General features: G+C 53.7%; 25 protein-coding genes, 2 tRNA genes and 1 pseudogene. 8 read left to right on the top strand and 20 right to left on the bottom strand.

The window, feature by feature from the left end:
* The 3 genes from M1136_10635 to M1136_10625 all read right to left on the bottom strand — a co-directional run.
* The coding region (locus M1136_10635) for a hypothetical protein (protein MCL5076082.1) at nucleotides 1–229 on the bottom strand (229 nt) is incomplete at its 3' end.
* A 61-nt stretch (nucleotides 230–290) separates the two neighbouring features.
* Nucleotides 291–1,286, bottom strand: coding sequence for a hypothetical protein (locus tag M1136_10630; GenBank protein MCL5076081.1), 996 nt, complete (start codon nucleotides 1,284–1,286; stop codon nucleotides 291–293).
* A 10-nt stretch (nucleotides 1,287–1,296) separates the two neighbouring features.
* The gene (locus M1136_10625) at nucleotides 1,297–2,346 is read right to left on the bottom strand and encodes a hypothetical protein (protein MCL5076080.1); all 1,050 of its coding nucleotides are present in this window, start codon (nucleotides 2,344–2,346) and stop codon (nucleotides 1,297–1,299) included.
* 310 nt (nucleotides 2,347–2,656) lie between these two features.
* On the opposite strand from M1136_10625, the gene M1136_10620 reads away from it, so the two are divergent.
* Nucleotides 2,657–3,814, top strand: coding sequence for a DUF3048 domain-containing protein (locus M1136_10620; GenBank protein MCL5076079.1), 1,158 nt, complete (start codon nucleotides 2,657–2,659; stop codon nucleotides 3,812–3,814).
* Between the two features lie 7 nt (nucleotides 3,815–3,821).
* Here M1136_10620 and M1136_10615 read toward each other — a convergent pair whose 3' ends face one another.
* Complete coding sequence (locus M1136_10615) at nucleotides 3,822–5,639, bottom strand: hypothetical protein (GenBank protein ID MCL5076078.1); 1,818 nt, start codon at nucleotides 5,637–5,639, stop codon at nucleotides 3,822–3,824.
* 203 nt (nucleotides 5,640–5,842) lie between these two features.
* Between M1136_10615 and M1136_10610 the strand changes: the two genes are divergently transcribed.
* Nucleotides 5,843–7,012: a DNA methyltransferase gene (locus M1136_10610; GenBank protein MCL5076077.1), complete on the top strand. Its 1,170-nt coding sequence runs from the start codon at nucleotides 5,843–5,845 to the stop codon at nucleotides 7,010–7,012.
* A 136-nt stretch (nucleotides 7,013–7,148) separates the two neighbouring features.
* A complete protein-coding gene (locus M1136_10605; GenBank protein MCL5076076.1) occupies nucleotides 7,149–7,628 on the top strand; it encodes a hypothetical protein in 480 nt (159 codons plus the stop codon).
* A gap of 8 nt (nucleotides 7,629–7,636) precedes the next feature.
* On the opposite strand, the gene M1136_10600 is transcribed toward M1136_10605, so the two are convergent.
* From M1136_10600 to polX, 8 genes are all read right to left on the bottom strand, one after another.
* Nucleotides 7,637–8,311 (bottom strand): histidinol phosphate phosphatase domain-containing protein, encoded by a 675-nt coding sequence (locus M1136_10600; protein ID MCL5076075.1) that lies wholly within the window; start codon nucleotides 8,309–8,311, stop codon nucleotides 7,637–7,639.
* Between the two features lie 28 nt (nucleotides 8,312–8,339).
* Nucleotides 8,340–8,975, bottom strand: coding sequence for a methyltransferase domain-containing protein (locus tag M1136_10595; protein ID MCL5076074.1), 636 nt, complete (start codon nucleotides 8,973–8,975; stop codon nucleotides 8,340–8,342).
* 95 nt (nucleotides 8,976–9,070) lie between these two features.
* Nucleotides 9,071–9,613, bottom strand: a complete 543-nt coding sequence (rimM, locus tag M1136_10590) for a ribosome maturation factor RimM (protein MCL5076073.1) — start codon at nucleotides 9,611–9,613, stop codon at nucleotides 9,071–9,073.
* 1 nt (nucleotide 9,614) lies between these two features.
* Nucleotides 9,615–9,842, bottom strand: coding sequence for a KH domain-containing protein (locus M1136_10585; protein ID MCL5076072.1), 228 nt, complete (start codon nucleotides 9,840–9,842; stop codon nucleotides 9,615–9,617).
* 62 nt (nucleotides 9,843–9,904) lie between these two features.
* A complete protein-coding gene (gene rpsP / locus M1136_10580; protein MCL5076071.1) occupies nucleotides 9,905–10,216 on the bottom strand; it encodes a 30S ribosomal protein S16 in 312 nt (103 codons plus the stop codon).
* Nucleotides 10,217–10,354: 138 nt separating this feature from the next.
* Nucleotides 10,355–10,837, bottom strand: a complete 483-nt coding sequence (locus tag M1136_10575; GenBank protein ID MCL5076070.1) for an adenosine-specific kinase — start codon at nucleotides 10,835–10,837, stop codon at nucleotides 10,355–10,357.
* Between the two features lie 10 nt (nucleotides 10,838–10,847).
* Nucleotides 10,848–11,315: a DUF3842 family protein gene (locus M1136_10570; GenBank protein ID MCL5076069.1), complete on the bottom strand. Its 468-nt coding sequence runs from the start codon at nucleotides 11,313–11,315 to the stop codon at nucleotides 10,848–10,850.
* Nucleotides 11,316–11,487: 172 nt separating this feature from the next.
* The gene (polX, locus tag M1136_10565; GenBank protein ID MCL5076068.1) at nucleotides 11,488–13,239 is read right to left on the bottom strand and encodes a DNA polymerase/3'-5' exonuclease PolX; all 1,752 of its coding nucleotides are present in this window, start codon (nucleotides 13,237–13,239) and stop codon (nucleotides 11,488–11,490) included.
* A gap of 344 nt (nucleotides 13,240–13,583) precedes the next feature.
* Here polX and M1136_10560 point away from each other — a divergent pair, with 344 nt between their 5' ends.
* Complete coding sequence (locus tag M1136_10560) at nucleotides 13,584–13,922, top strand: MTH938/NDUFAF3 family protein (protein ID MCL5076067.1); 339 nt, start codon at nucleotides 13,584–13,586, stop codon at nucleotides 13,920–13,922.
* A gap of 25 nt (nucleotides 13,923–13,947) precedes the next feature.
* Nucleotides 13,948–14,478, top strand: coding sequence for an archaemetzincin family Zn-dependent metalloprotease (locus M1136_10555; GenBank protein ID MCL5076066.1), 531 nt, complete (start codon nucleotides 13,948–13,950; stop codon nucleotides 14,476–14,478).
* Between the two features lie 33 nt (nucleotides 14,479–14,511).
* On the opposite strand, the gene M1136_10550 is transcribed toward M1136_10555, so the two are convergent.
* The 3 genes from M1136_10550 to M1136_10540 are packed head-to-tail and all read right to left on the bottom strand — an operon-like array spanning nucleotide 14,512 to nucleotide 17,054.
* Entirely contained in the window at nucleotides 14,512–15,627 is a 1,116-nt protein-coding gene (locus M1136_10550) for a bile acid:sodium symporter (protein ID MCL5076065.1), read from the bottom strand.
* Between the two features lie 21 nt (nucleotides 15,628–15,648).
* Entirely contained in the window at nucleotides 15,649–16,395 is a 747-nt protein-coding gene (gene arsM, locus M1136_10545) for an arsenite methyltransferase (GenBank protein ID MCL5076064.1), read from the bottom strand.
* A 47-nt stretch (nucleotides 16,396–16,442) separates the two neighbouring features.
* A complete protein-coding gene (locus tag M1136_10540; protein MCL5076063.1) occupies nucleotides 16,443–17,054 on the bottom strand; it encodes a metalloregulator ArsR/SmtB family transcription factor in 612 nt (203 codons plus the stop codon).
* A 174-nt stretch (nucleotides 17,055–17,228) separates the two neighbouring features.
* Here M1136_10540 and M1136_10535 point away from each other — a divergent pair, with 174 nt between their 5' ends.
* Complete coding sequence (locus M1136_10535; protein ID MCL5076062.1) at nucleotides 17,229–18,506, top strand: 2-hydroxyacyl-CoA dehydratase family protein; 1,278 nt, start codon at nucleotides 17,229–17,231, stop codon at nucleotides 18,504–18,506.
* Nucleotides 18,503–19,231, top strand: a pseudogene (locus M1136_10530) (acyl-CoA dehydratase activase). Before M1136_10535 ends, M1136_10530 begins: the two are co-directional and overlap by 4 nt.
* 198 nt (nucleotides 19,232–19,429) lie before the next feature.
* On the opposite strand, the gene M1136_10525 reads toward M1136_10530, so the two are convergent.
* From M1136_10525 to M1136_10505, 5 genes are all read right to left on the bottom strand, one after another.
* Nucleotides 19,430–21,865, bottom strand: a complete 2,436-nt coding sequence (locus tag M1136_10525) for a hypothetical protein (protein ID MCL5076061.1) — start codon at nucleotides 21,863–21,865, stop codon at nucleotides 19,430–19,432.
* 48 nt (nucleotides 21,866–21,913) lie between these two features.
* Nucleotides 21,914–22,258: a hypothetical protein gene (locus M1136_10520; GenBank protein MCL5076060.1), complete on the bottom strand. Its 345-nt coding sequence runs from the start codon at nucleotides 22,256–22,258 to the stop codon at nucleotides 21,914–21,916.
* Between the two features lie 64 nt (nucleotides 22,259–22,322).
* Nucleotides 22,323–23,081, bottom strand: coding sequence for a 5'/3'-nucleotidase SurE (gene surE, locus M1136_10515; GenBank protein MCL5076059.1), 759 nt, complete (start codon nucleotides 23,079–23,081; stop codon nucleotides 22,323–22,325).
* A gap of 346 nt (nucleotides 23,082–23,427) precedes the next feature.
* A tRNA-Leu gene (locus tag M1136_10510) sits at nucleotides 23,428–23,512 on the bottom strand.
* Between the two features lie 64 nt (nucleotides 23,513–23,576).
* Nucleotides 23,577–23,653 (bottom strand) — tRNA-Val (locus tag M1136_10505).
* Nucleotides 23,654–23,769: 116 nt separating this feature from the next.
* Here M1136_10505 and M1136_10500 point away from each other — a divergent pair.
* Nucleotides 23,770–26,235, top strand: coding sequence for a glycosyltransferase family 39 protein (locus M1136_10500; protein MCL5076058.1), 2,466 nt, complete (start codon nucleotides 23,770–23,772; stop codon nucleotides 26,233–26,235).
* Nucleotides 26,236–26,291: the final 56 nt, after the last annotated feature.

Here is a 26,291-nt window from a genome sequence, read left to right as displayed (position 1 = left end):
GGAGGACCTTGACTACCATGTCGCCGGCTGCAACTGTGGCCCCAGCTGCTCGTTCTTCCCCGCTATCCAGTTTTCCATCCCTGTCATCGTCGTACCAGACGAATCCGTGCACGATGATCGCTTCATCCGCCCAAACAGTGGTAGGTGGCAGGGTGAAGGAGATAACACCAACCAATTGAATCCCCAGTAAAATACTTGCTAGCCTGAGGACTAACCGGTTAGGAAACATATGCGTTCCCCCGCGGAAAGAAGCCCTACAGCACAGCCATCTAATTGGCCCAATCATAGGACTACGGACAGCCAGTGTCCGGCACGTCCTGGATAGGAAAGTAGGTGCGACCATCAGCCCCATGCACCCAGATGTTGGATCTATCGCTCCCGTCTGTGACCTGGAAGAAGTATTTGTTGCGGGGGTCTCTGGCTGCTGAGACATCGATGTTATTGAACTCCCAGACCGGATAGGTGATCCCCCTGGCCATCACGATGCGCTTCTGACCCAGAGCCACGGGCCGCAACGGCTCTTGATTCAAAGCCTGATAGAGCTGTACGGATCGGGCGTCTTCTGGTGACACCGAGATGAGCGTTCCGTGGTGGAAGATGGTGACGCCGATGTTGACCAGGTCCGCCTGGGTCACCGGCACCTCTTTGCCCTGGCGATCATGCGGCCACACAATCTGGATTTTGGGGTCTATCCGGGGTAATGGTCCGGGAGGTGGTGCGGGAGCAGTGCCTATGGGGGTATCTTGAAGGGGGAAGAAGGTGAGGGCGTTTGCCCCGTGAGCCCACACATTGCTCTGGACGTAGAGGGTTGCGCCCACTTTTGGCCCAGGCAAAAGCCCAAACTCGCTCACAATAAAATAGAGCCGATTCTCTGGGTTACGAGCTAGGCTTACATCAACATCATTGAAATCCCAGGCAAAGAAAGATATATTGCCCTGCGTCACCCGGCGAGGTCCGACTATCCCCTGGACGTGGAGAGGTGACGGGACGTCGTTGTTTGTGGCCATCATGAGGTAAAGCCCAATGTCGCTTGTGAAGCAGTAGGCATCTCGGATGCCTCGCTCAAAGAGGTAGACCCTGACATTGGCTCTATCGGCCTGAGTCAACGGCACCGGATTGCCTGCCAGGTCGTGCGGCCAGACGATCTCGATACGGGCGTCAGCCTCGGGGCGAACCTGTGCCTGCTCAATACGGGCGTCAGGTTGAGGGAAAACCTGCGCATGTGAGGACGGTATCGATGCTACAAGAACGGTGATGATAACTACGAAAAGTTTAACGAGGCGCATAGCCCACCCCCTACGGCTGCCATGTTTTGAAACTCTGATACCAGGGTCGTTGGACATCCCGGACCGCCACATGGGGATCGAAGTTCGGATCAAGGGTGCTCAAGAGCCAGACGGCCACGCCACTAGCTGGCGGCAGATTCCCGGCGCGGCTTTGGGTGATGAACCAGATCAAATCCTGCGGGTAGGTGCCTTCAGGGAAGTTCCCGGCCAGAGTAGTATCGTCACACTTGTACTGGTCATAATTCCCTGCCCCGCTATCCCGGTCTCTTCGTTCCCGCGCCACACCGTTGTCCAGTGGCCACCAGCCGCACTCGGTGATGCGGCTGGGGAAGCCCGCCACGTACAAGTCATCCTTGAGCCATTGAGGGAAATAGTTGGCAACGCAGCCTTCGGCGGCATGCCAGGAGAAGAAATAATTATGCCAGGTGAAACGGCCATACAATTCAATGGATTGCTGGAGGTGGGTGTAACCTATGCTACCATCATCTAAAGTACCTGGTTGGGTATCTCCGTTATCGCAGTACCGAATTTTACCCTCCGCTGCGGCGCTCTGAGCCATAGGGGGGTAGTAGAGTTCGATATCAGTCGGTGCCTGACCATTTGCCTTCCTCTTATTAAGCTCATCAATAATCTCCTTATAGTAGGCATTCATAGCCTTGTAGAAATTAGCCTGGTAATGGTTAGTCCAGCTAACTGAGTTACCCGCCGAGTCATGGTAAGTGCCAGACTGTGGCCATTCACCATCTGCGTTTGGCTCGTTGCCCGGGATGATTCGTCGGAAATTCGCTCCCCTTACATTTCGCAGAGCCACGATGTCGTCCATAACCTGAGAAAAGGCCTTCTGGATATAGCTTCCTCCACTGGGTGGCACTGGTCCCGGTCCAGGGTATAACCGGACGAAGAGCTCGGTACCACGGTTATGGGCACCCTCATCGAGGACCTGGATGTCGCTGAGGTTGGGAATGTAGAGGCGCAGGGCCTCGATGAGCTGGGGCTTGTTGAGGACGACCCCTGAGATGCGCAGGGAGGGTAGCGGCCTTGGCTCGAGGGGTGGATTCATCAGCTGCCTCCACTCTTGTTGTTAACATTATATCACTGCTCCCCCCACTTGCCAAGTACTACTGGGCTCTATTTCAGGGTCTTTCGATTATGTTGTCAGGGCAAGAGGCCTAGCAGCTGAAGGGCGGCTGAAGACTGCCAACCGTTGTGGCACACTGCACTCATATCACCATACATTACCAAATCTCACCCATCCTTCGCCAATAATCGAAAGACCCTGGGCTCTAATTCCATCAAGGTTGTCCATCCGCTTAAGCAAAGAGTATAATGCCCCTGACAATCGTGTGAACGACTGAGAACCGGAGCACTCCTTGGAATCAAGATACCTGAAGCCGGTGTATTTAGGATCGCTGTTGGTGGGCTTATTATTCGTCTCTGGTATCCTCTTGGTCATTAGTCGAGGCCATAGCGAAGGCCGCCCAGCCCCACCGGTCCAAGTCACGCCCAGGGTAACCCTCGCGACCAGTACGCCCACGCCGGTCGCTGGACAGCCGACAGCAAGCAAGCCATTGACTCCCTCCCCATCGCCAACCTCTTTCGCCCGCTGTCCTCTAGATGGTGAGGAGATCCAGGATGTTGCTCTGTTGCACCGCCGGCCGCTGGCTGTGAAGATAGATAACGCCCCGGCAGCTAGACCACAGGCAGGGCTCTCGGCCGCCTGTATCGTCTATGAACACCTGACAGAATGGGGGGTCACCCGCTTTACGGCCATTTTCCTCCATAAGGACGTCGACTCAGTCGGTCCCATCCGCAGCGCTCGCCTGGTCGATCTCCAGTTAGCTGCGGAATATAAGGCTATCTTCGCCCACGTCGGAGCCAGTGGCCCCATAATGACCAGGCTCGCTCGCTCAGGCATCCTGGATCTCGATGAATTCCGCTACGGTCAATTCTATCATCGTATCCGGGAGCGTCCCGCTCCGTATAACGTCTACACCAGCAGTAACAGATTGCGCCAGGCAGCGCGGCTCAACGGTTGGGAGGGTGAAGTCTCACTGGATCGCTCCGCTCTCTTCGCGGAGTCGCCAGCCTCGCCGGAGCAGACATCCGGCATCGGCCCGTCTGAACAGGCCCAATATATAGCCATCCCTTACCCGGGCACTTCACGGGTGGAATATCGTTACCAGCCCTCTAGTAAGAGCTACCTGCGCTATCTGAATGGTGAGCCGCAGATCGATGCTAATACAAGTGAGCAGCTGCGAGTGCGAAATGTGATCATCCAGTACGCGAAGACCTGGCCCACAGATATACTGGAAGATATCGTGGGAGGCAAATCGCTTCAAATCGAACTAACCGGTGAGGGCAAGGTCGAGGTCTTTCACAATGGACGGATGATCAGCGGCAAATGGGTACACCGCCGGGCCGACGAGCGGACACAGTTCCTCACAGAAAGTGGCGCTCCACTGGCTCTCATCCCCGGCAACATCTGGGTCTCCCTGGTACCCCCAGACTATATCACCATAAAGCGCTGATACCTTTTCACCGTTGTCGCCTGAACCAGTAGGCAACCAGGGCCACCAGCAGCAAAACGGCGACCGGAAGGGCACGCACCCATCTCCAGGGACTGAGAGCTTCACCACTGCCTCCATTGACCCCGACTCCAGCCACTGGACCTGGCGCGATATCTACGGTCGGTGTGGGACTTGGGATAGGAGTGAGCGTAGGTGTTGCCAGTGGCGATGGCGTCAGCGTAGGGGTTAGTTGGACTATGGCCGTTGGGGTCGGACTCTGTATCAGGGTGGGGGTGGGTGTCACTTGAGGAACAGTCGTCGCTTGGGGCGATGGCGTCGGTGCGACGAGTGGCGTTGCCCGGACAGTAGGCTGGGGAGATGGCGTAACTGGTTGGGCTTGATACTTTGCATAAGTGAAGTAGCGTTGGATGATAGGACTAAGATCGACCCTTGAGAGCGATTGAGCCAAATCGAGGAAGTCAAACGGTGAGGCCAAACGCATTTTATATCTTTGGACGTACTCGTGCAGAAGGGAGAAATAGGCTTGATCGCCCATAGTCCGTTGTAATTCGTCTAAAAATAGGCTGCCTTTGCGGTAGACGATGGCGAAGTAATGGTTCTCGTTAGTGAAATCGTAGATGGAGGAGTTGACCGGACGGTCGCCCCAGGCCTGAACGGCCGCCCGATAGCCTTCCTGAAAACGCTCCCACATCCCCTTATACAGCTCTGGGTAACGGGAGCGATAGAGCTGGTAGGTATTATAGGTAGTCAAGGCCTCGTCCAGCCAGGGGTCGAAAATCTGGTCGTTGCCCACCAGTCCGTAGAACCATTGATGTAAAGTCTCGTGGGCCACCAGATAGCCAAGATAGCTACCGATGCCACCATCATCGGCCGTGGTCAAGCTGCTCACGAAGACGACGTTAGGATACTCCTGTCCAAACCAGCCGGGGTCATTCGTGTAGGCTTCAGCCACCTGTAACGTGGAATAAGGGTAGACGCCAAACAGGGCGTTGCCCCAGCGTAGCGTCTCGGCGGCTGCTTGCAGATACAGTGCTCCACCCTTGGCATGCTCTGGAAGGTAGAAGGCAGTGATGGTGGTTTGGTCAACCGTGACCGATTGGGTCTGGTAGCGGTTGGATATGGCCAGGGCAAAATCTCGCACTGCTTCGGCCTTAAAGACCCACCTGGTGGCTTCGTGGCTGATGGTGCTACCGGTATGGGCGACGACCACCGGCTCGCTGGAGCGCAGAACGACGTCGTAATTAGCTACTTCGGTGAAGAAGGCATCCCCAGTAGGCACATAGGGATGGCGGTCCCAGCCGGCCGGCGCTTGACCGCCACCGAAGCGTCCGACTGGGCGATAGACGGCCATCACCGGATACCAGTTGCCCAGAGCGATGATGCCGTCGCCAGCGCCGAAGCGCAGGTTCCCCGGCCTGGGCACCTTTATCTGAAAATCGAGCTGCAGCCGCGTCGAAGCACCATTGACTAGAGGATGGGACAATGGCACTTCCAGCACAACACCGTTGAGCTGGGGAGTCACCACCTGTTCATCAACGGTACAGGCTGAAAGACGGAAGGCACCGAAGTAGGCAGGGGTCACGTTGAGAACCAAAGAGGTGAGGTCCTGGCCAGTTGCGTTGATATAGGTGATCTCCTCCTTGACAGAGAGAGAGGCTGTCTGGTAATCAAGATCAATGATGAAATTATAGTGAGTTAGGCTGTTGGCTGCTTCAGTGGGATGAATGGGAATGAGCCCGAGAAGACAGAAGAGGAGAATCAATAATATGGCCGTTCTCTTCAATAAGACCCCCATCACTGAACGTACTGGAATGACGGTGGGCACTATAGCACCGCCGAGCGAACGGTGTCAATCATCATGTGCATTGACTTCCAACGACGGCGATATATACTAAGGTCAAGGGAGGGCAAGAACGTCGAAACGCGAAACCAGGCTCGAATTAGGCGTTAGATGACCGGTCGATGCAAACCGGAGTCTGGCTACAAAGTGTCACGTGACAAGCCTTAATCCGTGAAGAAGATGAGCGTATGTGGTGGTCATACGTCATTGGCTACGCTTCCTCAATTGAGACCAAACAATTAACAGCCGGAAATTTAGAAGCAACACCACTGGTCTATGAAGCGATCATGTTAAACAAGAACGAGTTTATCCAACTTTTAGATCAAATTAACGGCTTAAACGATTTAAGTTCTGTTAGGAACAAAACAATTACCTTAAAAAACATTATTGCTCATCGTGAGAATGACCAAGATGGCATATTGAATATCTCCGCTAATGGGGAGACTATTACCTTACGTAAAGACGTGCTAATCTCTGAACTGAACCAGATCTTAGAGGCACAGACGATTGGAAGGGCAAAGTATTATCTCAAAAGGCTAAAAGACGGAGTTCAAAAGATTAAAACTAGCAGGATTAACGATATAAACCTTCTAAGATGGAAAGAGTATGATGAAATTATAACTGATAGCTTATGGATATTAGATAAGAGAGATACTTCCGGTGCCCATTTGGGTTGGTATTGGGGGAACTTTATTCCACAAATTCCACATCAGATGATGTTGAGGTATACCAGGAAAGGTGATTGGATTTTGGATACTTTTGTAGGAAGTGGTACAACCTTGATTGAATGCAGAAGATTGGGACGTAATGGCATCGGAATAGAACTAAATCCTGAGGTAGCACAAAAAGCGAAGGAATTGCTTGAGAGAGAACAGAATGAAAATAATGTAACTACCGAAGTAATTGTTGGCGATAGCAGAACTGTAGACATAAAGGCAGTTTTGGATAGGCACAAAATAAATCAGATACAACTTCTTATCGTGCACCCACCATATCACGACATTATTAAGTTTTCAAAAGATAAGAATGATCTTTCAAATGCAAGAAATACAGAAGAATTTTTGAAGATGTTTGGTGAGGCAGTAGATAACACCGCTCCGTTTTTAGAAAAGGGGCGATACATGGTTTTGGTTATTGGGGATAAATATTCAAAAGGTGAATGGATACCCCTAGGATTCTATTGTATGAATGAGGTTCTAAAGAGGGATTACTTATTAAAAAGTATTATTGTGAAGAACTTTGAGGAGACGAGAGGCAAGAGAAATCAAAAAGAACTTTGGCGATACCGTGCATTGGTTGGCGGATTTTATGTTTTTAAACACGAATATATAGTGCTATCTGAAAAAAAAGGTAAATAATATGCAAACTCACGTTTTTATAGTAAACGATGATATATTTCCAAGCCATCTGAAGTACTTATTTGCAGGCACAGGCGCAGAAGTTTCCTCAACTCCTCTTCTGTGTTATCATATAATCAGTGAGGAGGGTTGAGTTGTGAATGTAATGAGATATACAGTCATCGACTGGCAGGGGGCAGTTAGCTTCGTGGCCGATTGTCAGGCGCTGACTGCTCTAGTGGCCGCTTGTGCTGATGGAGCTGATACCCTGGGAAAACTGCTCGATTTCAGCGCGCGCTATGATCCACAGCTCTGTGAATATGTCACGAGCGGTTTAGCTGTATTTGATGAGCATAATGGGGGGAGCAATTATGAGGCCATCCACCAGGCTCTCCGTTATTGTCGTCCCCATGAGCTCCCGGTATTCCGGGTGGTAGACGACGAGACCAGGAAAGCGAGCCTGCAGTCGGTGAAGGCCGGCGCCATCATTTTCAATCTGCTCGATCGACGTATCGTCCAGATCCAGAACACGTTTGCTGAGGTTAAGCGGACGGGGAAAGTGCGCCTATATGAGGCGGGTATCCTGCATCGTTATGAGCTTCCTCCCTCCTGGTCTGTCGTTCCCGGGAGGGGTTAGAGCAGTAACTAAGTCACTCTCCTGGACAATCCGATCTTGCTCAACAATCGGGTTGGATTCTTAAGGAGTACCTCGTCGAGTTCCTCCGGCAGCAGCCCGGCGCCGCTGGCGACACTGCGAGCAAACGCAGGGGTAAGTAGGTCATCTGGATCGTGGGCGTCGGAATTAACCAGGAGTTTAGCCCCTGCGGCACGGGCGACCTTAACTACATGACCATTTGTTAGAGAGTGTCCCTTACGGGCGCTGATCTCGAGAAAGATGCCATTCCCTGCCGCTAGTTGGGCCTCCTCAGCAGTTATAAACCCGGGATGGGCGAGAATGTCCACCCCAGAGCACTGTACGGCAGCCAGATTCGTGCCTGGCTCAACTGGCTCTACGATCGTCTCCCCATGAACGACAACGATGAGTGCCCCCACCCCCTTGGCTAAATGGGCCACCTCGGCGATAGCCGCGGCTGGAACATGAGTCAATTCAACCCCAGGAATGGCGATAATATCCCAATGGCGCATGCAGATGGTGCAATCCTGGATCAGCTGTTTCAACACCAGCTCACAGTTGCCGCTGCCGACGTGATCGGTCAGAGCGATAGCCTTATATCCTCTAATGATGGCCCGGCGAACGAGTTCGACCGGCGAGAGCGCAGCATCGCTTAAGAACGTTTGGGTATGGAAATCGTATACCACATTAACCTCCTCGTTAAGAAGCGCACCTTCATGGCTGAGCGATGATCAGATTAACGATATCCAGGGCTAAGTTATCAACCCGCTGTATCCGAAGCCCAGCTCGCCGAACGTTATCGACGGTGCGTCGGTTGATGTTGGCACCGTGCAGAAACACCACAAGGGGATTCAGGAGATCCATAAACGGCCCCAGGATCGTCTCACTCCGAACATGCTCCAGAAGAACTAACCGTCCTTCTGGTTTGCAGACGCGCCCCGCCTCCCGTAACCCCAGAATTGGATCCGGAACCGAGCAGAAGACGAAGCTGGTAACGACGCTGTCAAAAGTATCGTCCGGAAACTCCAGACATTGGGCATCCATAAGGCGCAGGTCAACGGTCCTTCCCTCTCGCTGCACTCGTTCCTTAGCCCTGGCCAGCATAGCCGGGCTCAGATCGATGGCCGTTACCTCCGCCCCTGCTGGGTAATAGGGGAAATTCTTGCCGGTACCAACGCCGATCTCTAATATCCTTGATCCACTTACTTCAGCCCACAGCCGTTCATACCATGCAGAAGCACCCTCCAGCCAGGAGCTTAAGAGATCGTAGAATGGGGCGATGCGATCATAGCGCGCCTTTACCCTGGCAGTGAGCTTGGTATCTATAGCGTTTGTTCTATCCTGCGACATATAGCCCTGCTCTCCCTAAACCAACAGCTGAATTGTATCCTGATCTACGGGGAAAGTTGCTGACTTCTCAGGCAGCAAGGAGATGATTAGTATCCTTAAAAAAGCCCTGGCATCCGTTCAACCAGAATACGTCGTCCAGCGAGGTCTATAGACTTGACGACATCTTCGATAGCTGGGAGCAATATTGTACCACGCCGACCCTTGACCACGTAGATATCGTTGCTGCCGGTACGCGTCACCTCAGAGACGAGGCCAAGAAACTCCCCGTCAGTCGTCCAAACCTCGAGTCCCCCAATCTGATACCAATAGTAGTGTCCTTCGGGTAGCTTCACTGCCTGGTCAAGGGGTACCTGTAACAGCTGTCCGCGTAGCTTCTCGGCCATCTCGCGGGTGTCACAACCACGCAGCTTCAATATGATGAAACTCTTGTGGCGCCCGACCCCTTCTACATGGTAAGGCTGTTGCTTTTCACCGACATAAACCACAGTGAGGTTGAAAAATCTATCGGGGAAGTCCGTCAGGATCTCAACCTTGATCTCCCCCTTTAGTCCCCACGGTGCGATTATCCTTCCAATGATCAGATGTGTCACCGCCGCAGTCTTCCCAGCGGGTGGAGGTTCTCGGCGCGCCTGAGACATCCTAGAGGATCTCCAGGATAGCCCGTTTGCCTTCTTTGACTGCGGCAACCCTGAGCAGGGTACGGATGGCGTTGGCTATTCGTCCTTGTTTACCGATAATCTTCCCCATATCCTCGGGAGCCACCCGCAGTTCGATGATGATCGACTGTTCCCCTTCTATTTGCGTAACCTGTACCTTATCAGGATTTTCGACCAGGGCCTTGGCGATGTATTCAACCAATTCCTTCATCGGCGCACTTCCTTGAGTTTCTAGGTGAGTATTCTAAAAGAGGCGAACAACAGTAGGGCAAGTTAATCTATGGTCTCCGACGAATGTTCGGTGCCTAATTCTGCTTCCTCAGTTTTATCTGATAGGCCCTGTTCTGATAACCCCCTTTTTTGCAATAGTTTGGTCACTGCCTCCGTTGGCTGAGCGCCACGTTGCAGCCAAAGGCGAATCCGTTCCTCATCGACCTTAATAGTTGGTGGATCGGTCAAAGGGTTGTAATAGCCAATCGTCTCGATGAAGGCGCCGTTCCGTGGTGCGCGGGAATCGGCTACGACTAGGCGATAGGAGGGCTGTTTCTTAGCACCGACGCGACGTAAACGAATTCTTACAGGCATCTATATTACTCCTTCAAACAAATATCGAGAATCTAACATTTGGATAGCAAGTGGTCAACGTCTCGTTGATGCTTATTATAGCGTCCCTGACCTGAGCAAGCAAACATTAATTGGCAGGTGACTACTCCAGCGGCCGGATCATTGCTTATAACCAATCTGGCGCAGGAATGCTCGGCGGTGTTGAATGTCCTTCTCTGACTCAACGCCTTGGGATGGCAGGCCATCAATGACACCCAAGATGCCTCGTCCCTGTTCCGTCACGGCGATAACCACCTCCACAGGGTTAGCTGTGGCACAGAAGATGAGACACACTTCAGGCACCATTTTGATTGCGTTTAGAACGTTAACAGGGAAGGCGTTCTTTAGGAAGATGATGAAGGCATGTCCGCTAGCCAGGGCAAGGGCGTTCTCCTTGGCCAGGTTGATCATCTCCTCGTCAGTACCGGTATAACGTACCAGGGCAGGTCCCGAGGATTCGCAGAAGGCAACTCCAAACTTGATCCCTGGGACGGTGGTGACCAGGGCTTCATAAAGGTCCTCCACAGTTTTTATGAAGTGAGCCTGTCCTAGAATCAGGTTGACCTCAGCAGGTTTTTGGATCTTTATGGTGGTGAGTTCCATACCAGTCCTCCTATTTGTTTGATGAGGTGGACACCAACGATTCGTCCCCTGGTGGCTTTGGCAGTGGGAGACCGAACCTCTCCCGTATCATCTCGATAGCCCGGCTGATCTGCTTGGTGAGAGGCTTAATCTCGACGCCGACAATTTCCAGGTGGGGCTGATTGATGGGCAGGAGAAGTTTGATGCCTCGCGCTGAAGCCACACTTTCGGCGATGGTTGGGGTGATTTCCCCCATCATCGAGTTGGGGATGACGACACCAATCGGGGCAACGATCGCATCAGCCTGATTTATAGAGATTTTAATGGCGTTCTCCCCAGTGGCGCCACGGCTTGCTCTGACGCGCATCATCTTATCCGTGGCGATGGCGTTGGTGCCCAAGGCCATCACCTCCACCTCCAGGGGCAGCTCCTGGCGCAATTGGGTGACGATCTGCGCCCCTATGCCACCTCCCATCCCGTCGACGACAGCCACGATCATCCCACCCTCCTTTCACCGGCTCTTCCATGGTCGGACATCATCCCTAACAGTTAGGCCGTTTCAAGATCAATACAGGCCATTCCATCTTTGAGACTGCCGTGGAGCATATAGGGTTCTTGGCTGAACCAAAGGGAAACCGCTGGTCCAGCATGGAATCGGAAATTGACCGATCCTACGATGTAGGAAAGCCTTTGACGGCCGCGAAGCGGTGGCGGGAGAGCCTGGCCAAGAGCTGCTCCAGCGGCAGGGTATTGAGGACACTCCTACTATCCACCCAACCACGGCGCGCCGTCGCTATCCCATAACGGGCGAAGCCTAATTGAGAGGTGCTGTGAGCATCGGTGTTGATGACTAATGGTATCCCCAGCTCCACAGCTCGTCGTGCCCCGATGTCGTCCAGGTCCAGGCGGTCAGGAGCAGCATTGATCTCTAAGGCAGTATATGTCTGCGCCGCGGCTTCAAGGACTGCCTCCAGGTCTAACTCATAGGCCTCGCGTTTGCCGATGAGCCGTCCCGTAGGATGACAAATAACGTCCACGTATGGATTCTGAATGGCTCCGATTAGCCTTTGAGTGATCCTCTCTTTCGATTGTCCGAAGCCACTATGGATGGAGGCCGAGACGAGATCAAACGCCTGCAGCACCTCATCGTCATAATCCAGTGTCCCGTCCCCTCGAATGTCCACCTCTATCCCGGCCAGGAGACGGAAGGGGTATAACTTTTTGTTCAGCTCTATGATCGTCTTCCGCTGCTCTCTAACCCTTTCCAGAGAAAGCCCTCTGGCTATTCCCAGCGATTGGGAATGATCGCAGATAGCCAGGTATTCATAACCGCGTGCTCTGGCAGCCAGGGCTATGTCCTCCAGGGAATCTGTCCCATCACTCCAATTACTATGCACATGCAGGTCTCCCCTGAGTTCCCCATAGTCGATGAGCTGCGGGAGGGTGCCCCTCAGAGCAGACTCTATCTCTCCCCGATTCTCGCGCAACTCCGGAGGGATGTAAGACATTCCCAAGAGACGATAGATATCCTCCTCCTTTTCCCCGCCCAAGCGCTTGCCGCTGGCCTCCTCGAAGATGCCATACTCGCTGATCTTAAGCCCCTTTCTTTGCGCCAGCTCTCGCAGAGCGATGTTATGGCTCTTCGACCCGGTGAAATACTGCAGAGCTGCTCCATACGAGTCGGGTTCGACAACCCGAAGGTCTATTTGCAGGTTGTCGTAAGTAAGTATGCTGGACTTGGTTGATCCCCTGGCAATAACCTCCTTGACCATCGGTAAAGAGACAAGGAACTCCATTACCCTCTCTGGCCCCTCGGAGGCAGCTAGGAGATCGATATCGCCGATGGTCTGACGCATACGCCTGATGCTGCCCGCCGGATCAATCTGGCGCACGGCCAGACATCCACGCATGAGGCTGGCCACCTCCTCAGCAGCCGGCAGGGCCACCCCAAGCAGGTAACGTTGCGTCCGCTGCTTCCAGCGCTCTAGCTCGCGCAAGAGGTTTTCCTCGCTTTTCTCCCCCATTCCAGGCAGATGACGAAGGCGGTGCTCCTGGGCAGCCTTCTCCAAGTCCTCCAGTCCAGTGATCCCCAGCTCCTTGTAGAGCAGCTGGGCCTTGCGTGGTCCCAAGCCTGGTACCTGGAGGAGATGGACAAGCCCTTCCGGAATGTCTTTTTTGATATCCTCATAGTATTGACAACGACCAGTAGAGAGATATTCCTCAATCTTAGCGGCGATGGACTCGCCCACACCGGGAATCTTTCGTAGCTTCCCTTCGGTGGTGAGCTTCGCTACATCCTCGATGAGGTTCTCGATGCGCCTGGCCGCTTCCCGGTAGGCGCCGATGCGGAAGGGACTTTCTCCCTTTATCTCCAGGATATCAGCGATATCCTCAAGGATCCGACTGACCTCCTTATTCCTCATCGCCAGACCTCCACCGCGTCTTTACCTAACAGCATGTACCCTCTGATCGAATACGAGTATAATGTTAACGTCGAAAGTAGGCAAGCCTCCCCATATAGCGTTATCGTTTACTACCAGGGGATGTTGGGGGGATTAAGGGGGCATGGAGAGTGCGGAGTCCGCCTTCGGCGGATTCTGCTGGGGCCTGGGGTATCCCCAGCTCTTCCCTCTCCCGCTGGGGGTAATACAGAAGGGGAAGCACCTCCTTCTGGAAGTCCTTCGAGGAAGGATAGGGCTCCGCCCTAGTTTCCATCCCCCCTCTCCCGCTAAACGGGAGAGGGGGATAAAGGGGGTGAGGGCATTTTATGATCGAATCTTACGAATTCGGACGTATAACTATCGCTGGCCGACAATATACCTCGGATATCATCGTCTTTCCTAAACGCGTTCAGGCTAATTGGTGGCGGAAGGAAGGCCATGTGTTACATGTCGAGGACCTGGAGACAGTTCTGCGGGAAAAGCCGGACGTATTGATTGTCGGTACGGGTCGCTTTGGCTTATTAATGGTGCCCCCGGAGACAGCGGCCTACGTAGAGGCTCAGGGAATACGGCTCATCGTGGAACTGACCAGCACGGCCTGCAATATCTATAACGAGCTACACAGTTCTGGCAAGGTCATCGCTGCCCTGCATTTGACCTGCTAAGCATCGCCACACTGAGGAGAGCTATATGGAAAAGATAGGGCTCAGGACGATTGGAGATGTGGCCGTGGAAATACTGGAACAGCTCCGGCAGCCGTTGCAAGAAACCTTCAGCCGGCCCGTGGAAAAGGGAGCCCCTTTACCCCTGCCCAATTACGCCTACGACGCTGGGCGGAGGCAATATCATGCTATGCCCATCTTGCGTGAGTTGGCTGCCAGCCGAACCAGACGTGAGGGGAAGGTGCTGGGCATAGCCGATGTAGACCTCTACGTTCCCCAACTGAATTTCGTCTTCGGACTGGCCGATGCTGTCAGCGGAACCTGCGTCATCTCCATATGTCGCCTCCGCCAGGAATACTATGGGTTACCCAGGGACGATGAGCTCTTTTTGGAGAGGGTACTCAAGGAGTCCATCCATGAGTTAGGACACATCTATGGACTTGGACATTGCACTGAAGCCAAATGCGTGATGTATTTCTCCAACAGTCTGCGTGACACTGATAGAAAGGGAAGGTCCTTCTGTCCGCGCTGTCAGGAAAGGCTGGAAGTACACTCTTAGCCGCCAGCCTACATCCTGCCTCGCGGGAGCAGCCTATTCCTCAGGTGGATCTGCTGCCTCGGCCGCTAATCCAAACCTTCCCACGGCCACCTTCTCTACCTCCCTGGGCACGGTACCGAACAACCTCGGACTCGTCCGCATGGCCAGCCAATCCAAGGAGAGCATTATCGGCACCTCAATAAGTGGGCCGACTACCGTAGCCAGGGCCACGGTGGGAGAGAAAGCCGTGATGGCGATGGCAATGGCGATCTCAAAATCCCGCCCCGTGCTGTTAAAGGCCACGGCCACGGCATCGCGGTAGTTCAGCCCCAGCCTCCAGCCCGTCAGATAGACAACGTTAAATATAACGAAGAAGAAGATGGTCATAGGGATAGCCATCTCCACCACGATGAGGGGGCGTTCCAGGATGAGATCACCCTTGAGGGCAAACATGACTACCAGGGTGAAGAGCAACCCCAGGATGGAAAGGGCGTTCAGAAAGACCTTAAACTGCTCGAAACCCTCCTCACCCACGCGCTTGATGCCGACCTGTCTGGTGAGGAAGCCAAGGAGCAAGGGCAAACCAAGATAAAGAATGACGCTCTCACCCACAACCCGAACATCAAAATGTACCTCTCCAATGAGCACCTTGGCGTAAAGTGGAATGAGGATCATCTGGACGATGGAGTTGAAGGCGACGAGGACCAGGGCTAAAGGCGTGTTGCCCTTGGCCAGGAAGGTGAAGATGATCACCATGGCGATGCACGGAGCGATGCCGTAGAGGACGAGACCAGTCGCCAGCTCCGTGTGGCTGGCGAGGAATATCTTGGCCAGGGCATACATAAAGAAGGGCGCTACAGCATAGTTGAAGAAGGCGACGATGAGTAGTTGCTTGGGGGAACGGAAGGCTTGCCCCAGCTCGTCGAGGCGAACGTTGGTCATGGCCGGGTACATCATCATGAATAGTCCGATGACCACCCCCAAAACCAGGGTGTTGGGTAGACTGAATTCATAAGTGCCCGCAAGGATGGACTTGATGGCCTCGATGGGTGGTGTGAGTTGATAGTCGGAGATGTGGGAGATCTTGCCCAGGGAGATCCCCAGGACCATACTGAGCAGGACGAAGAAGGGTAAAAGCCGGAAATCCTCCAGTTTCTGTAATAAACGCATCAGATGTACCTCCATGGTAGGTTATGGTTTACGAGCCTTGATGAAGGCGCTAGTTACAGTGGCGCCCGCACATCCTTCCTCTGCGGAGAATGATGCATACTGAAAGTCGATGTCTGTAAATCCGACCACCCTGAGCTTTTGAACGTACTCTGTAGTTGTCAGGGCACCAGCGATACAGCGGCACCAGGCCTCTGGATTGCGGCGCAACTCTTCTGGTAGTTCGGAGAGGGCCACCACATCAGAGACGGCCAGGCGACCGCTGGGTCTCAGAACGCGGAAGGCTTCGCGGAGGGCTGCGTCCTTATCTGGAGAGAGATTGATCACGCAGTTGCTTAGGATAACGTCCACACTGGCATCAGGCAAGGGAATAGCTTCCATTTCCCCCTTGATGAATTCGACATTGGTCAGTCCAGTCCTTCGCTGGTTCTCCTGGGCCAAGGCGAGCATATCATCGGTCATGTCCAGTCCAATAGCCTTGCCCTCTGGGCCCACCTGCTGGGCAGCCAGGAGGACATCTATACCCCCTCCACTGCCCAGGTCCAGGACTACCTCTCTCGCCTTAAGTTCAGCCCAGGCCAGAGGGTTGCCACAACCAAGTGAGGCACTGATAGCTGTCGCCGGTAACGTGCTCAGTTCCTGAGGGGAGTAGCCAAGACGAACGGACTTGTTGCCTGTTTCAGCACAGCAGCTGGTGGATTTACTCCTCTGGGCCGCCTTCGTATAGTGCTCCTTGACCACTTTCTTGATGTCGTTATATGTTCGACTCATATCGCTCCCTTTTATATTGATAAATATCGATATATGCACCAAAAAATTTAGAGTACTTCAGCGAGAACCTTTTTAAGCCAGGCTCCCTTTTCTCGGTTGAGGAAATAGTACACCCATGGACCTCGCTTCTGGCCACTAATCAGACCAGCCTCCCGCAAGATCCGCAGATGGTGTGATATAGTGGGCTGCCCCAACGCGAAATTCTCGCCGATTTCACAGACGCAGACCTCCCCCTCGTATTTAGACAGGAGGCTCAGGATGCGCAGCCTGGTTTCATCGGCCAGGGCCTTCAAGAGTCGGGCATACGCTTCAGCCTCGGCCCCACCAAGGCCTGGAGCAACCTTTGCGGCACGACCACAAAGGCGCCGGGCAGACAGCATGGGGCTGTCGCCTCCTCTCTCTTCAATGCACGTATTCGTCGCATTTCGTCTCCCATAAGTAAGATAGCACATATATCGAAGTTTGTCAATATATTTTCGGGCAAAACACCGCACATATTGCCTAGAGACCTGATTGATGCTATACTCCATACGACACTTAGGCTGGAAGGAAGACGAACTAATGGGGAAGGAGGTGAGAGCAATGACTTGGCTGCCGCGCCTGACCTTCACCTGAGCCTGAGCCGCACAGCGGTTTGGTGCGGGTTCCGCATCAGTCATCTGCTCGAAGAACCTCCGTCCCAGACAGGGCTAACTGGCGCCTTAAGTCACGCTATGGCCTGATTCCTTTCTTCTTTGTGAAAGGCCGTAAAGCGATGGTACGGAGCTCTCGAGCGTGCGACCATCGCTTTTTTGTCGCCAAGAACAATCAAGTCAAGAAGGAGGATCAGACAAATGACAACTGATCATAGGCAAATGTGGACCGATCTGGGAATAGACCTTGAACGCCATGATGCGCTTCTGAATGCCCTACCATCGCTCTACGAGGAGATCTACCTCTCCCAAAAGAATCGCCCCATGGGCATGGCGTATTTCGATTTTGTGGTGGGCGATATTCACGGTATCAGGGTGCGGGAGCTGAGGCAGCACGCTATGAACGGTGGTAAGGTAGTTGCCACGTACTGCGTATTCGTTCCTGAGGAGATTGCCCTGGCTGCCGATGCCATCGCAGTGGGGCTATGTGCCGGGACGCAGTTTTCCGTGCCCATAGCTGAGGAGGTCCTTCCTCGCAACACCTGCCCTCTCATTAAATCCTCTTTTGGCTTTAAACTGGGGCGCATCTGTCCCTATGTGCAGACAAGCCATCTCATTGTCGGTGAGACCACCTGCGATGGCAAGAAGAAGATGTTCGAACTCCTTGGGGAATACCAGCCTGTCTACGTTATGGAGGTGCCTAACAAGAAGAATCAGCTGAGCCACAATCTATGGTTGGGCGAGGTGATGACCTTTAAGGAAGTCATCGAGAAGCTGACAGGCAATAAGGTCACCGAGGACACACTGTCCCGATCCACCAAGCTTCTCAATGATCGACGCCGTGCCCTTCAGCGACTCTACAATACCCGCAAGGCTCGCCCAGTTCCCATAAGCGGCAAGGATGCAATGCTGGTGACCCAGGTGTCCTTCTACGATGACGTCCCTCGCTATGTCCAGCAGGTAAAAGCGCTATGCGATGAGGTGGAAAGACGCATCGCTGCTGGGGAAGGGGTCTTCCCACCAGATGCTCCCCGCATCCTGATCTCAGGCAGCCCCATGGCCATCCCTAACTGGAAGCTACATCACATTTTGGAGACAGCTGGAGCTGCCGTCGTCTGTGAGGAGTCATGCACTGGCACTCGAGCCTTCAGCGATCTGGTCCCTGAGAATGGAGGCACGGTGGAGGAGCAATTGCAGGCCATCGCTGATCGCTATATGCAAATCCACTGCGCTTGCTTCACTCCCAACGATGAACGTCTCGATGATATTGTAAGACTTGCCAGAGAGTACCAGGTTGATGGCGTGGTGCACTATAACCTCCAGTTCTGCCACACCTATGCCAATGAAGCCGTAAAAGTGGAGAGGCGTCTAGCTAAGGAAGGTATCCCTCTATTGCGCATCGAAACGGACTATAGCGACGAGGATGCGGGCCAACTAAGGACCAGGGTAGATGCCTTTTTGGAGATAATACGCCGGTGATCTGCGCTGGACTCGACGTCGGTTCGCGAACCATTGGACTCGTACTGTGGGACGGCGGGGTGCTGGACTCCGTTATCCTTGAGACTGGTGTCAACCCTCTTCGGCGATGTCAGGAGCTACTGGCAGGTAGAGAGCATGAGCAACTAATGGTGACAGGCTACGGCCGCTACTTGGTCGCTCAAGCGCTTGATGGCGAAATGGCCTCTGAGATTAAAGCCTATGCCGCTGGAGCGAGATACCTTTATCCAGATTGCTGCACCGTGATCGATATTGGTGGCCAAGACAGCAAAGTAATCCTGCTATCTGCTAACGGGGATGTGCAGAAGTTCGAGATGAATGACCGCTGTGCTGCTGGAACGGGCAAGTTCCTTGAGGTGATGGCAAATACCTTGGAAATCGGCATACACGAGCTGGGTGACCTTGCCTTGAGCGCTTCCAAGGTTGTACACATCAATAGTCTATGCACCGTCTTTGCAGAATCGGAGGTCGTCTCTCTGATATCCCGGGGGGAGGAACGCAATGTCATCGCTTTGGCGCTGCATGAAGCCATCGCCACTCGCATCGTGGTGATGGCGCGCAGGCTTGGGCTCAGGGAAAGAGTCGTCTTTGCCGGAGGGGCAGCGCTGAATAAGTGCTTGCAGCAATTGCTCAGCAAGAAACTAGGCATTGAAATCACAGTCCCTCACGATCCGCAGATCGTTGGTGCCCTTGGTGCAGCGCTTCTAGTAAAACAGTGGGAGAAAGGGCGTAAGCACGGTGCCATGCCGTCCGTTAAGTCAGTTTCAGGCGAAACTTCAACCACAAGGAGAGCAACAGATGGCCAAGGTGATCGATGCCAGGACTCTAGCACGCGCGCAGCCTGTTGTCCTCACCAGGAATGCTTTGGAGGAAGCACATGAGATGATCATGCCTCGTTTTAAGTGTCACCTATCTATCTGAACGGGATCATATGGTTTCAGGGCAAATATCTGAACACGTTGATTGGTATAAACCAGTTGATAAGCCGGATTGTCGCGGAAGAGAGCCGGGTGCAGATAACCTCCGCGAGCTCCAATATAGACGTACCTGATGCCATTTTCCTTCAATAGTGAAGTCAATTCATCAGTGGCCGAACCAGGATTAGAGGCGGCCTGCATAGTTGCCTTGGCCAGGTCATTCACCTTCTGAGCATATTCGTGTGGACCCAAGCCATAGACCAGGGGAGGCATAGTCGTCTGACGCTGGGCCAAAACAGTTATCCAGTAACCTCCATCAGAGCCCATATAGAGTCTAATATCAGGACGCCAGAGGTAGGAATTGATAAGGAACCTGGCCTCCTCAGGTGTATTCCGTTTGATCCAATGTATGGCGGCTAGGTCCTCCTTGAAAGCAAGGATGCAGGTGGGATTGATGATACCCACAAGTCCCGCTGCCCCCCAGAGTCCACTGACCATCAGCGCTATGGCCGCCAGACTTTTAAGTGACCGCGGCCAGGCCTCAAAATGTAGGGTATCGGCCAGGGTGGAGACGAATAACCCAGCCCCAAGGGCCATCGGTAGGAAAAGGGTGATGGCCACGGAGGTGTTGTTGACCATTCCGCTGCCGGGGAGACCGAAAGAACCAGGATTGGCCAGGACAAAGAGGCTGGCTACCCAAAGGATGATGAGGATGGTCGCCCAGCGTTTCTTGAATAAGCCGATAAAGAGGCCGGCCAGGGCGAGGATAAGCAAGTAGCGGTCATAGCCAGCAGCGAAGTATCCCCAGGGGAAGCTGTTGCCCGTCGCATCGACGTAAACCGAGCCACGCCAGAGGAGCAAGAGCAAGGGTTGAGCAATGCGCCATAACCAGACGGCCGTCAGGGCCAGGGTGAGCAGGGCAATGTTTCCGGCAGCCAGCCAATAGCGCCGCATAAGCTCAGGCTGATGGCGATGGAGGATGGTTATGGCTAGTACGTACAGAGCCATAAAACAAAGGAAGAATACAGCTACCCGCGGATGAGTGAAAATCAGACCGGCCGAGAGCAGAGCAGTCAATCCGAGGGAAACGCCACCCGTCTTGAGGGCTTCCTGGCCAAGCGCGACAGCTCCGGGTAAGATCACCAGACCAGCCAGTTGGGTATATCTCCCCCAGCTCAAATAGTACGATGGCATCACTGAGATCAGTCCGACGATGAGGGCACTGACCAGGGCGGCGCGGCGATCTTGGAGCAATCTGTTGGTGAAGAGAAAAGCAGCTGGCACCATCAGACCGTTCAGAATCTGGCCCACAATGAGCACTGAATCAACCGGGCTGCGCCCCGTGAGCCAATGGAAGAAGGCCGCCAGCGCATGGAAGCCGAAATGGTAGGTGAAGGGCACCTCGGGAAGATACGGACGGTATGATTCCGGGATAGCCCCCTGCTCACTAAGCAACTGGGCGATGAGTGTATGATGCACCGCATCACCCCAGGGCGGAACGACCAGATCCCGCACCTGGAGGAAGCGCAGCCCAAGTGAAACGATCAAGATAAGAAAGAAAAAGATAGTGAACGCCGGCCCATCACGTTGGAGGGCACTGTGGACCAGCCCACGCCGCCACGCCGTGTAGAGAGACCATAGCCCGGCCAGCGCAAGTCCACTCAAGAGCAGTATGGCCAAAGGTTGATCAAGTCGAACCCTCAGCAGACTGCTCAGGAAGATGAACACGGGCGCTACGGCGACACTAAGACTGGTGGAGAGAGCTACCATCTCTATGAGGCTGAACCTTGGCCATGGTCTGAGGAAGCTGATAAGGACATAGCCAGGAACCAGCAAGAGAGCGAGGCCTGGGAGAAGCAGCCAACCATTTGTTAGCAGCCCTCTTCGGATGTCGGCGATCAGTGCCTGGGGAGTGTAATCGTAATAGGTTCGGAAGGCCAGGTCACCATCAGTCGGTAGACCATCAATATAGCGCCTACCCTCCGGATAAACATCGAAGGGGCTGGCCCATACCGTCACCTTGCCCTTCCCAGCTGGGGAATCGATCAGCAGATAGTAAGAGCGATTCTCAGAGTCGTCAAGGGCAGGGAAATGGAAACGAAACCAGGCGTTGTGTTGTATGAACCTGGTGGCTACGGTAACTGTCGCCAGGTCCTCCGTGCTGGCCGCATCGCTGCGCAGGTGTATAGAGAGCGTCTCTTCAGGAGGGCGTTTCCCCTGATAAACGATGAAGCGGAGCTCGATAGCCGATAGTCTTGGCTTATGGGAGATAAAGGTCTGGCCGACAGTATGCGGGCCATAGATGGGTCCGGCCGCCTCTACGGTCCGCTCCTGAATGTTCCCCATATCAACCAGGCCGACACATCCTCCTGTCAGCAGGATCAAGGCGACCAGGATCAGCAGTCCGACCGCTCTGTTAATCACACTGCGCTTGCCCCACAGATTACGGCTCTGCGAGATTCGCCTCCATATTTAGGGATACGGCTGTGGCGTTGGTGTCGGCTGGGGCACTGGTGCTGGATAAGCCTCTTCAGCCGGAGGAATCGGCGTCGCCGTGGCCGTCGGTGTGGCTTTACCCGAAATACTGCTGCCTGGCTTGGCCGTGGGGGTCGTTCGAGCTCCCGTGGCCCGAAGCCCGGCTGTAGGCGAAGGGGTGACTGCAGGATGTACTGGTTGAACTGTAGCCGTTTGGGGTGGAGGGGTAGCCGTCGATGTCTCCATAGGAGTAGAGAGACAACCACTGAGCCCCCATCCGCCGAAGGCGGAAACCACCAGGATCAAAACGCTAAAAGCGGAGAGAGAAAGGCGCAAATGCATGGTAGGCTAATGCTCCTTAACTAGAAGATATCGGTTGGATCTTTATTTTAACATGATATTCGGCTCAAACGCTTAATTTCCAGTGGATCAGTTTGCGAATTAGCCGGTGGTTAGTGAGGTCAAGATGAATGGGGGTGACCGAGACCTTGTTTTCGGCGATGGCCTTGAGATCGGTACCCTCATCTTCGATACCGATGGGAACATCTCCACCGATCCAGTAGCGTGTCTGCCCGGCAGTATCTTTCTCTTCGATAAGCACATCACGATAGATACGCTTCCCCAGTCTGGTAATCTCCACACCGGCAATCTGCTCTTTAGGGAGATTTGGTACATTAACGTTGAGCAGCACCTCACTGCTTAGACCATTCTGGGCCATGTGTTGAGCCAACCTGGCCGTGAATTCAGCTGCATAAGAGAAATCCCAATCGTTATATCCAGCTAGAGATACAGCGATGGAGGGGATGGCACAAATAACCCCTTCCATCGCCGCGGCCACCGTACCTGAATAGGTAACGTCATCACCAAGATTAGGGCCTTTATTGATGCCTGAGACAACTAAATCTGGTTGGCGCCTCAATATGCCCAAAACGCCCAATCTGACGCAATCCGTGGGAGTGCCATCGGAAACGAGGGCCATATCACCATCAGCCAGTTTTACCTCGGTTACCCGTAACGGTTTATGTAGAGTCATAGCGTGACCGGTGGTGCTCCAGTTGCGATCTGGGGCGATGATAACCACCTCACCGACCTTGGCCAGGGACCGCTTTAAGGCCAGAATGCCTTCAGAATCAATGCCATCATCGTTTGTCACCAATATATACATCATTGTGCCTCCAATGGGATTTGCCTGTCATCGTTTTGTATTCTAGCCAATTTTACGGTTTGACAGTAACTTCACCTGTTATTATAGTGTAATTGCCCCAAGGGTCGAGTACGGGCAAGGTGAACATCGAGTACGCCGGCGCAGGTGGCAAGTAGCGCAAGCGAGGTGTACCTAGGCGATGCAGAAAGATGTCCGCACCGACGGAAAGACACCTGGGGCAGCCATTCGTTTTAAGATACGCCCTCAAGGAGAGACTCGCTGCTTAAGCTATCGATGATGCCATCGGTAGAGCAAGCACCTTGGTCCAGAATATAGCTGCGGTATACAGCGGAGCGTCAGCTGGGGCTGGTGGGCAAGGAGGGACTCGAACCCTCAAGCCTCAGCGGCAGTGGATTTTAAGTCCACCGTGTTTGCCATTTCACCACTTGCCCGGCATCGGTAGAGAAGGTTGACTTACCGTATTCGACCTTCTATCCTCTATCCACGACAATTCTCTGGTGGGCAATGCAGGATTCGAACCTGCGACCTCACGGATGTAAGCCGTGTGCTCTGACCAGCTGAGCTAATTGCCCCATCGGCTATAAATATAACATCGGTTTTACAATATGTCAAGGAAAATCCGGCTGGGGGGATTGTCGTCCCTCACCTTGATAAAGCAGTAAGATATTTTTAGAGAAGAGGGATCAGATTGCTCCTTAGACACAAGCAGATGGCTCAGTTGGCGGATGGGCTCATCCTGTTCATCATTATGGGCTTGGCGGCCTACACTCATCTGAGCCATATGGATCTGGTGGAATTCAAGGGCGACGAGTCCTTGGTGTGCAACCTGGCGGTTGCCTTTCTTGAGGGCAAGCATCTCCCGCTGATAGGGATACCGTCCTCGGTAGGGATAGCTAATCCACCAGCTTTCGTCTACCTGATGGCCATACCTCTGGCCATAACCCGGGATGCCGCTCTGGCTACGGGGTTCGTTGGATTGCTAAACGTCCTGGCCGTAGGTCTCTGTTACCGCTTCTGTAGCGAGTACTTCGGGCGGCGCATGGCCCAAATCGCCAGTTTATTGTTTGCGGTCAATCCCTCTATTGTGCTTTTTTCACGGAAGATACAGTCCCAGGATGTGCTGGCACTTTTCACACTCCTGTTCATTTCCTCAATATTCGCCTTCGCCGTCAAGGGCCAGTCTCGTGGGTTGATCCTATCCTTTTTCTGGTTAGCCCTGCTTCTCCAGTTACATTTTGCGGCTGTGGGCCTAATTCCGTTGCTCGTTTTAGTACTCTTTCTGTTTCGGGCGAAGATAGCGGCGCTTGTCAGCAGCGCCGCTATCTTCGCCCTAACGTTCTTACCCTACGGCTACTGGCAGCTAACCCACGACTGGCTTGATGTGAAGACGGCCCTTTCCCTGGCCAAATCGCCTGCCCAGGTTGACCTCCAGGCGGCGCGTTGGGCAGTGGGATTGTTGGCCGACCCTGCTTATCACTCCGTGACTGGGGAGTCGTATGAGAAATTCATCGCTCAGATGCCCAACTTCGCCTGGCTATACCGTGGTGAGATGATTTTGTTTTTGGCCGGTCTCGGCTATCTTGGTTACAGATGGTTGAAACGGGACGAGTCCAGAAGGAAGTTTGGGCTCCTCTTATTGTGGGGGATCGTGCCTGTCCTTTTCTTCTCGCGACACTCGATGCCTATCTACCCCCATTATCTCCTTATTGTCTATCCTATGCCGTTCATCGCCATCGGCATTCTGCTTGGGCATATCCTAGAATGGGCCTCTTCGCGCTGGGAGGGGTTCCCATCCCTGCTCGGAATAAAGTCGATCGTCACCAGGTTCAGCACTCGGGCCATTTTGGTTTGCTCGATCCTATTTCTGGTCACTCTGGTGGGGATACAGATATACGCATTCTCCTTCTACATCTCTTTCATCGACCGGGAGAGTACCATAGGAGGTTATGGTATACCCTTGAAATATCTGGTCAATGTATTGCAACAGGCACGTGCCCTTAACGCCACACCCGATGCTCCCCTTTACGTGGCGGCGAGTGGATCGGATCTGCGGGAATCCCTCTCCTTCTTGGCCCAGGGCCGTCCCGCGCTAAGGTGGTTCAACGCCAACTCGGGTTTTCTCTTGCCCCCAGAGGGCTCAGGTGAGACCCTTTACCTGCTCACCGATGAGCAGAGCCGGCTTGCCTCTTTCCTTGAGCGCGGCTTTTCGGACCGGCTGGTAGGGGTTGCTGGCCGTCCGGGTAACCCCACGGCCTTCAAGTTTTATCGTCTCGGTGTAAAGGATGTGTTGAAGCCTGGCAACGATCATTCGCTTTCTCTGACCCTGCCTAATGGGTTGCGGCTCCTGGGCTATCGCTTGGAGAGGCAGGTGCAGGCCGGTGATATTCTACTGTTCGTCCTCTACTGGAAGATAACGCAGACACGCCCTGTATCAAGCGAAGAGTACGTCTTCTTTGCCCACCTGCTTGACACCAAATGGCAGAAATGGGGAGGATACGATGGTCAAGGGTACCCACTGCCGGATTGGCAAAGGGGAGACGTTGTCTTAAGCTGGTTTCCGATCCGGGTGAACCCCGGAGCACTTCTGGGCCAGTATTGGTTACAGTTCGGTATGTATCGATTTCCTGACCTTGTTCGCCTGCCCCTTAGCGATAAGCAAGGCGTAACGGTTGGAACATCGCTAAGACTAGGACCAGTCAAGGTCATACCACAGGGAGCTCCTCAGCAAGGGACACTGCCGGAGCCCCAATATCACCAGCCAGTCGACCTTGAAGGCAAGGTGCGCTTAGTCGGCTATGACCTTGATCCCGTAGAGTTGACGCCAGGGCAGGGCCTTCGCTTGATCCTCTACTGGCAGTCCCAACAGAAAATGAGTGCCAATTATACCGTTTTCACCCATTTGCTTGACGCCGACGGCCGGCTTATCAGCCAGCAGGACAACCAACCCCTTAACGGTACTTATCCAACTTCACTATGGGACGAAGGCGAGTTCGTGCGGGACGAATACCAGTTGGTGATTCCTGCAAACACGCCTCCTGGCCTTTATCATATCGAGGTCGGTATGTATCTCCCAGAAACTGGGCAGCGCCTGAAGATGCCCCAGGGTGATAGCCTGTTGCTCTCCCAAGAGGTCCACGTGCGCCTGCCTAGATGATGGTGAATGAAGAGATGTATCGCTCTTCCTCATGGTGCGATTAGGATGCAATCCCA

This window comes from Chloroflexota bacterium (genome assembly GCA_023475225.1).
Classification (GTDB): Bacteria; Chloroflexota; UBA6077; order FW602-bin22; family JAMCVK01; genus JAMCVK01.
The sequence above is the reverse complement of the archived record's forward strand: the minus strand, read 5'-3'. Positions and strand labels throughout refer to the sequence as shown.

Coding starts and splice junctions, on each gene's coding strand:
- M1136_10520 (MCL5076060.1), bottom strand. CDS start 22,258: ATGCATTTGCGCCTTTCTCTCTCCGCTTTTAGCGTTTTGATCCTGGTG.
- M1136_10555 (MCL5076066.1), top strand. CDS start 13,948: ATGGAAAAGATAGGGCTCAGGACGATTGGAGATGTGGCCGTGGAAATA.
- polX (MCL5076068.1), bottom strand. CDS start 13,239: ATGAGGAATAAGGAGGTCAGTCGGATCCTTGAGGATATCGCTGATATC.
- M1136_10625 (MCL5076080.1), bottom strand. CDS start 2,346: ATGAATCCACCCCTCGAGCCAAGGCCGCTACCCTCCCTGCGCATCTCA.
- M1136_10540 (MCL5076063.1), bottom strand. CDS start 17,054: ATGACTGATGCGGAACCCGCACCAAACCGCTGTGCGGCTCAGGCTCAG.
- M1136_10550 (MCL5076065.1), bottom strand. CDS start 15,627: ATGCGTTTATTACAGAAACTGGAGGATTTCCGGCTTTTACCCTTCTTC.
- M1136_10585 (MCL5076072.1), bottom strand. CDS start 9,842: ATGAAGGAATTGGTTGAATACATCGCCAAGGCCCTGGTCGAAAATCCT.
- rimM (MCL5076073.1), bottom strand. CDS start 9,613: ATGTCTCAGGCGCGCCGAGAACCTCCACCCGCTGGGAAGACTGCGGCG.
- arsM (MCL5076064.1), bottom strand. CDS start 16,395: ATGAGTCGAACATATAACGACATCAAGAAAGTGGTCAAGGAGCACTAT.
- M1136_10595 (MCL5076074.1), bottom strand. CDS start 8,975: ATGTCGCAGGATAGAACAAACGCTATAGATACCAAGCTCACTGCCAGG.
- M1136_10575 (MCL5076070.1), bottom strand. CDS start 10,837: ATGGAACTCACCACCATAAAGATCCAAAAACCTGCTGAGGTCAACCTG.
- rpsP (MCL5076071.1), bottom strand. CDS start 10,216: ATGCCTGTAAGAATTCGTTTACGTCGCGTCGGTGCTAAGAAACAGCCC.
- M1136_10560 (MCL5076067.1), top strand. CDS start 13,584: ATGATCGAATCTTACGAATTCGGACGTATAACTATCGCTGGCCGACAA.
- M1136_10630 (MCL5076081.1), bottom strand. CDS start 1,286: ATGCGCCTCGTTAAACTTTTCGTAGTTATCATCACCGTTCTTGTAGCA.
- M1136_10610 (MCL5076077.1), top strand. CDS start 5,843: ATGTGGTGGTCATACGTCATTGGCTACGCTTCCTCAATTGAGACCAAA.
- M1136_10535 (MCL5076062.1), top strand. CDS start 17,229: ATGACAACTGATCATAGGCAAATGTGGACCGATCTGGGAATAGACCTT.
- surE (MCL5076059.1), bottom strand. CDS start 23,081: ATGTATATATTGGTGACAAACGATGATGGCATTGATTCTGAAGGCATT.
- M1136_10570 (MCL5076069.1), bottom strand. CDS start 11,315: ATGATCGTGGCTGTCGTCGACGGGATGGGAGGTGGCATAGGGGCGCAG.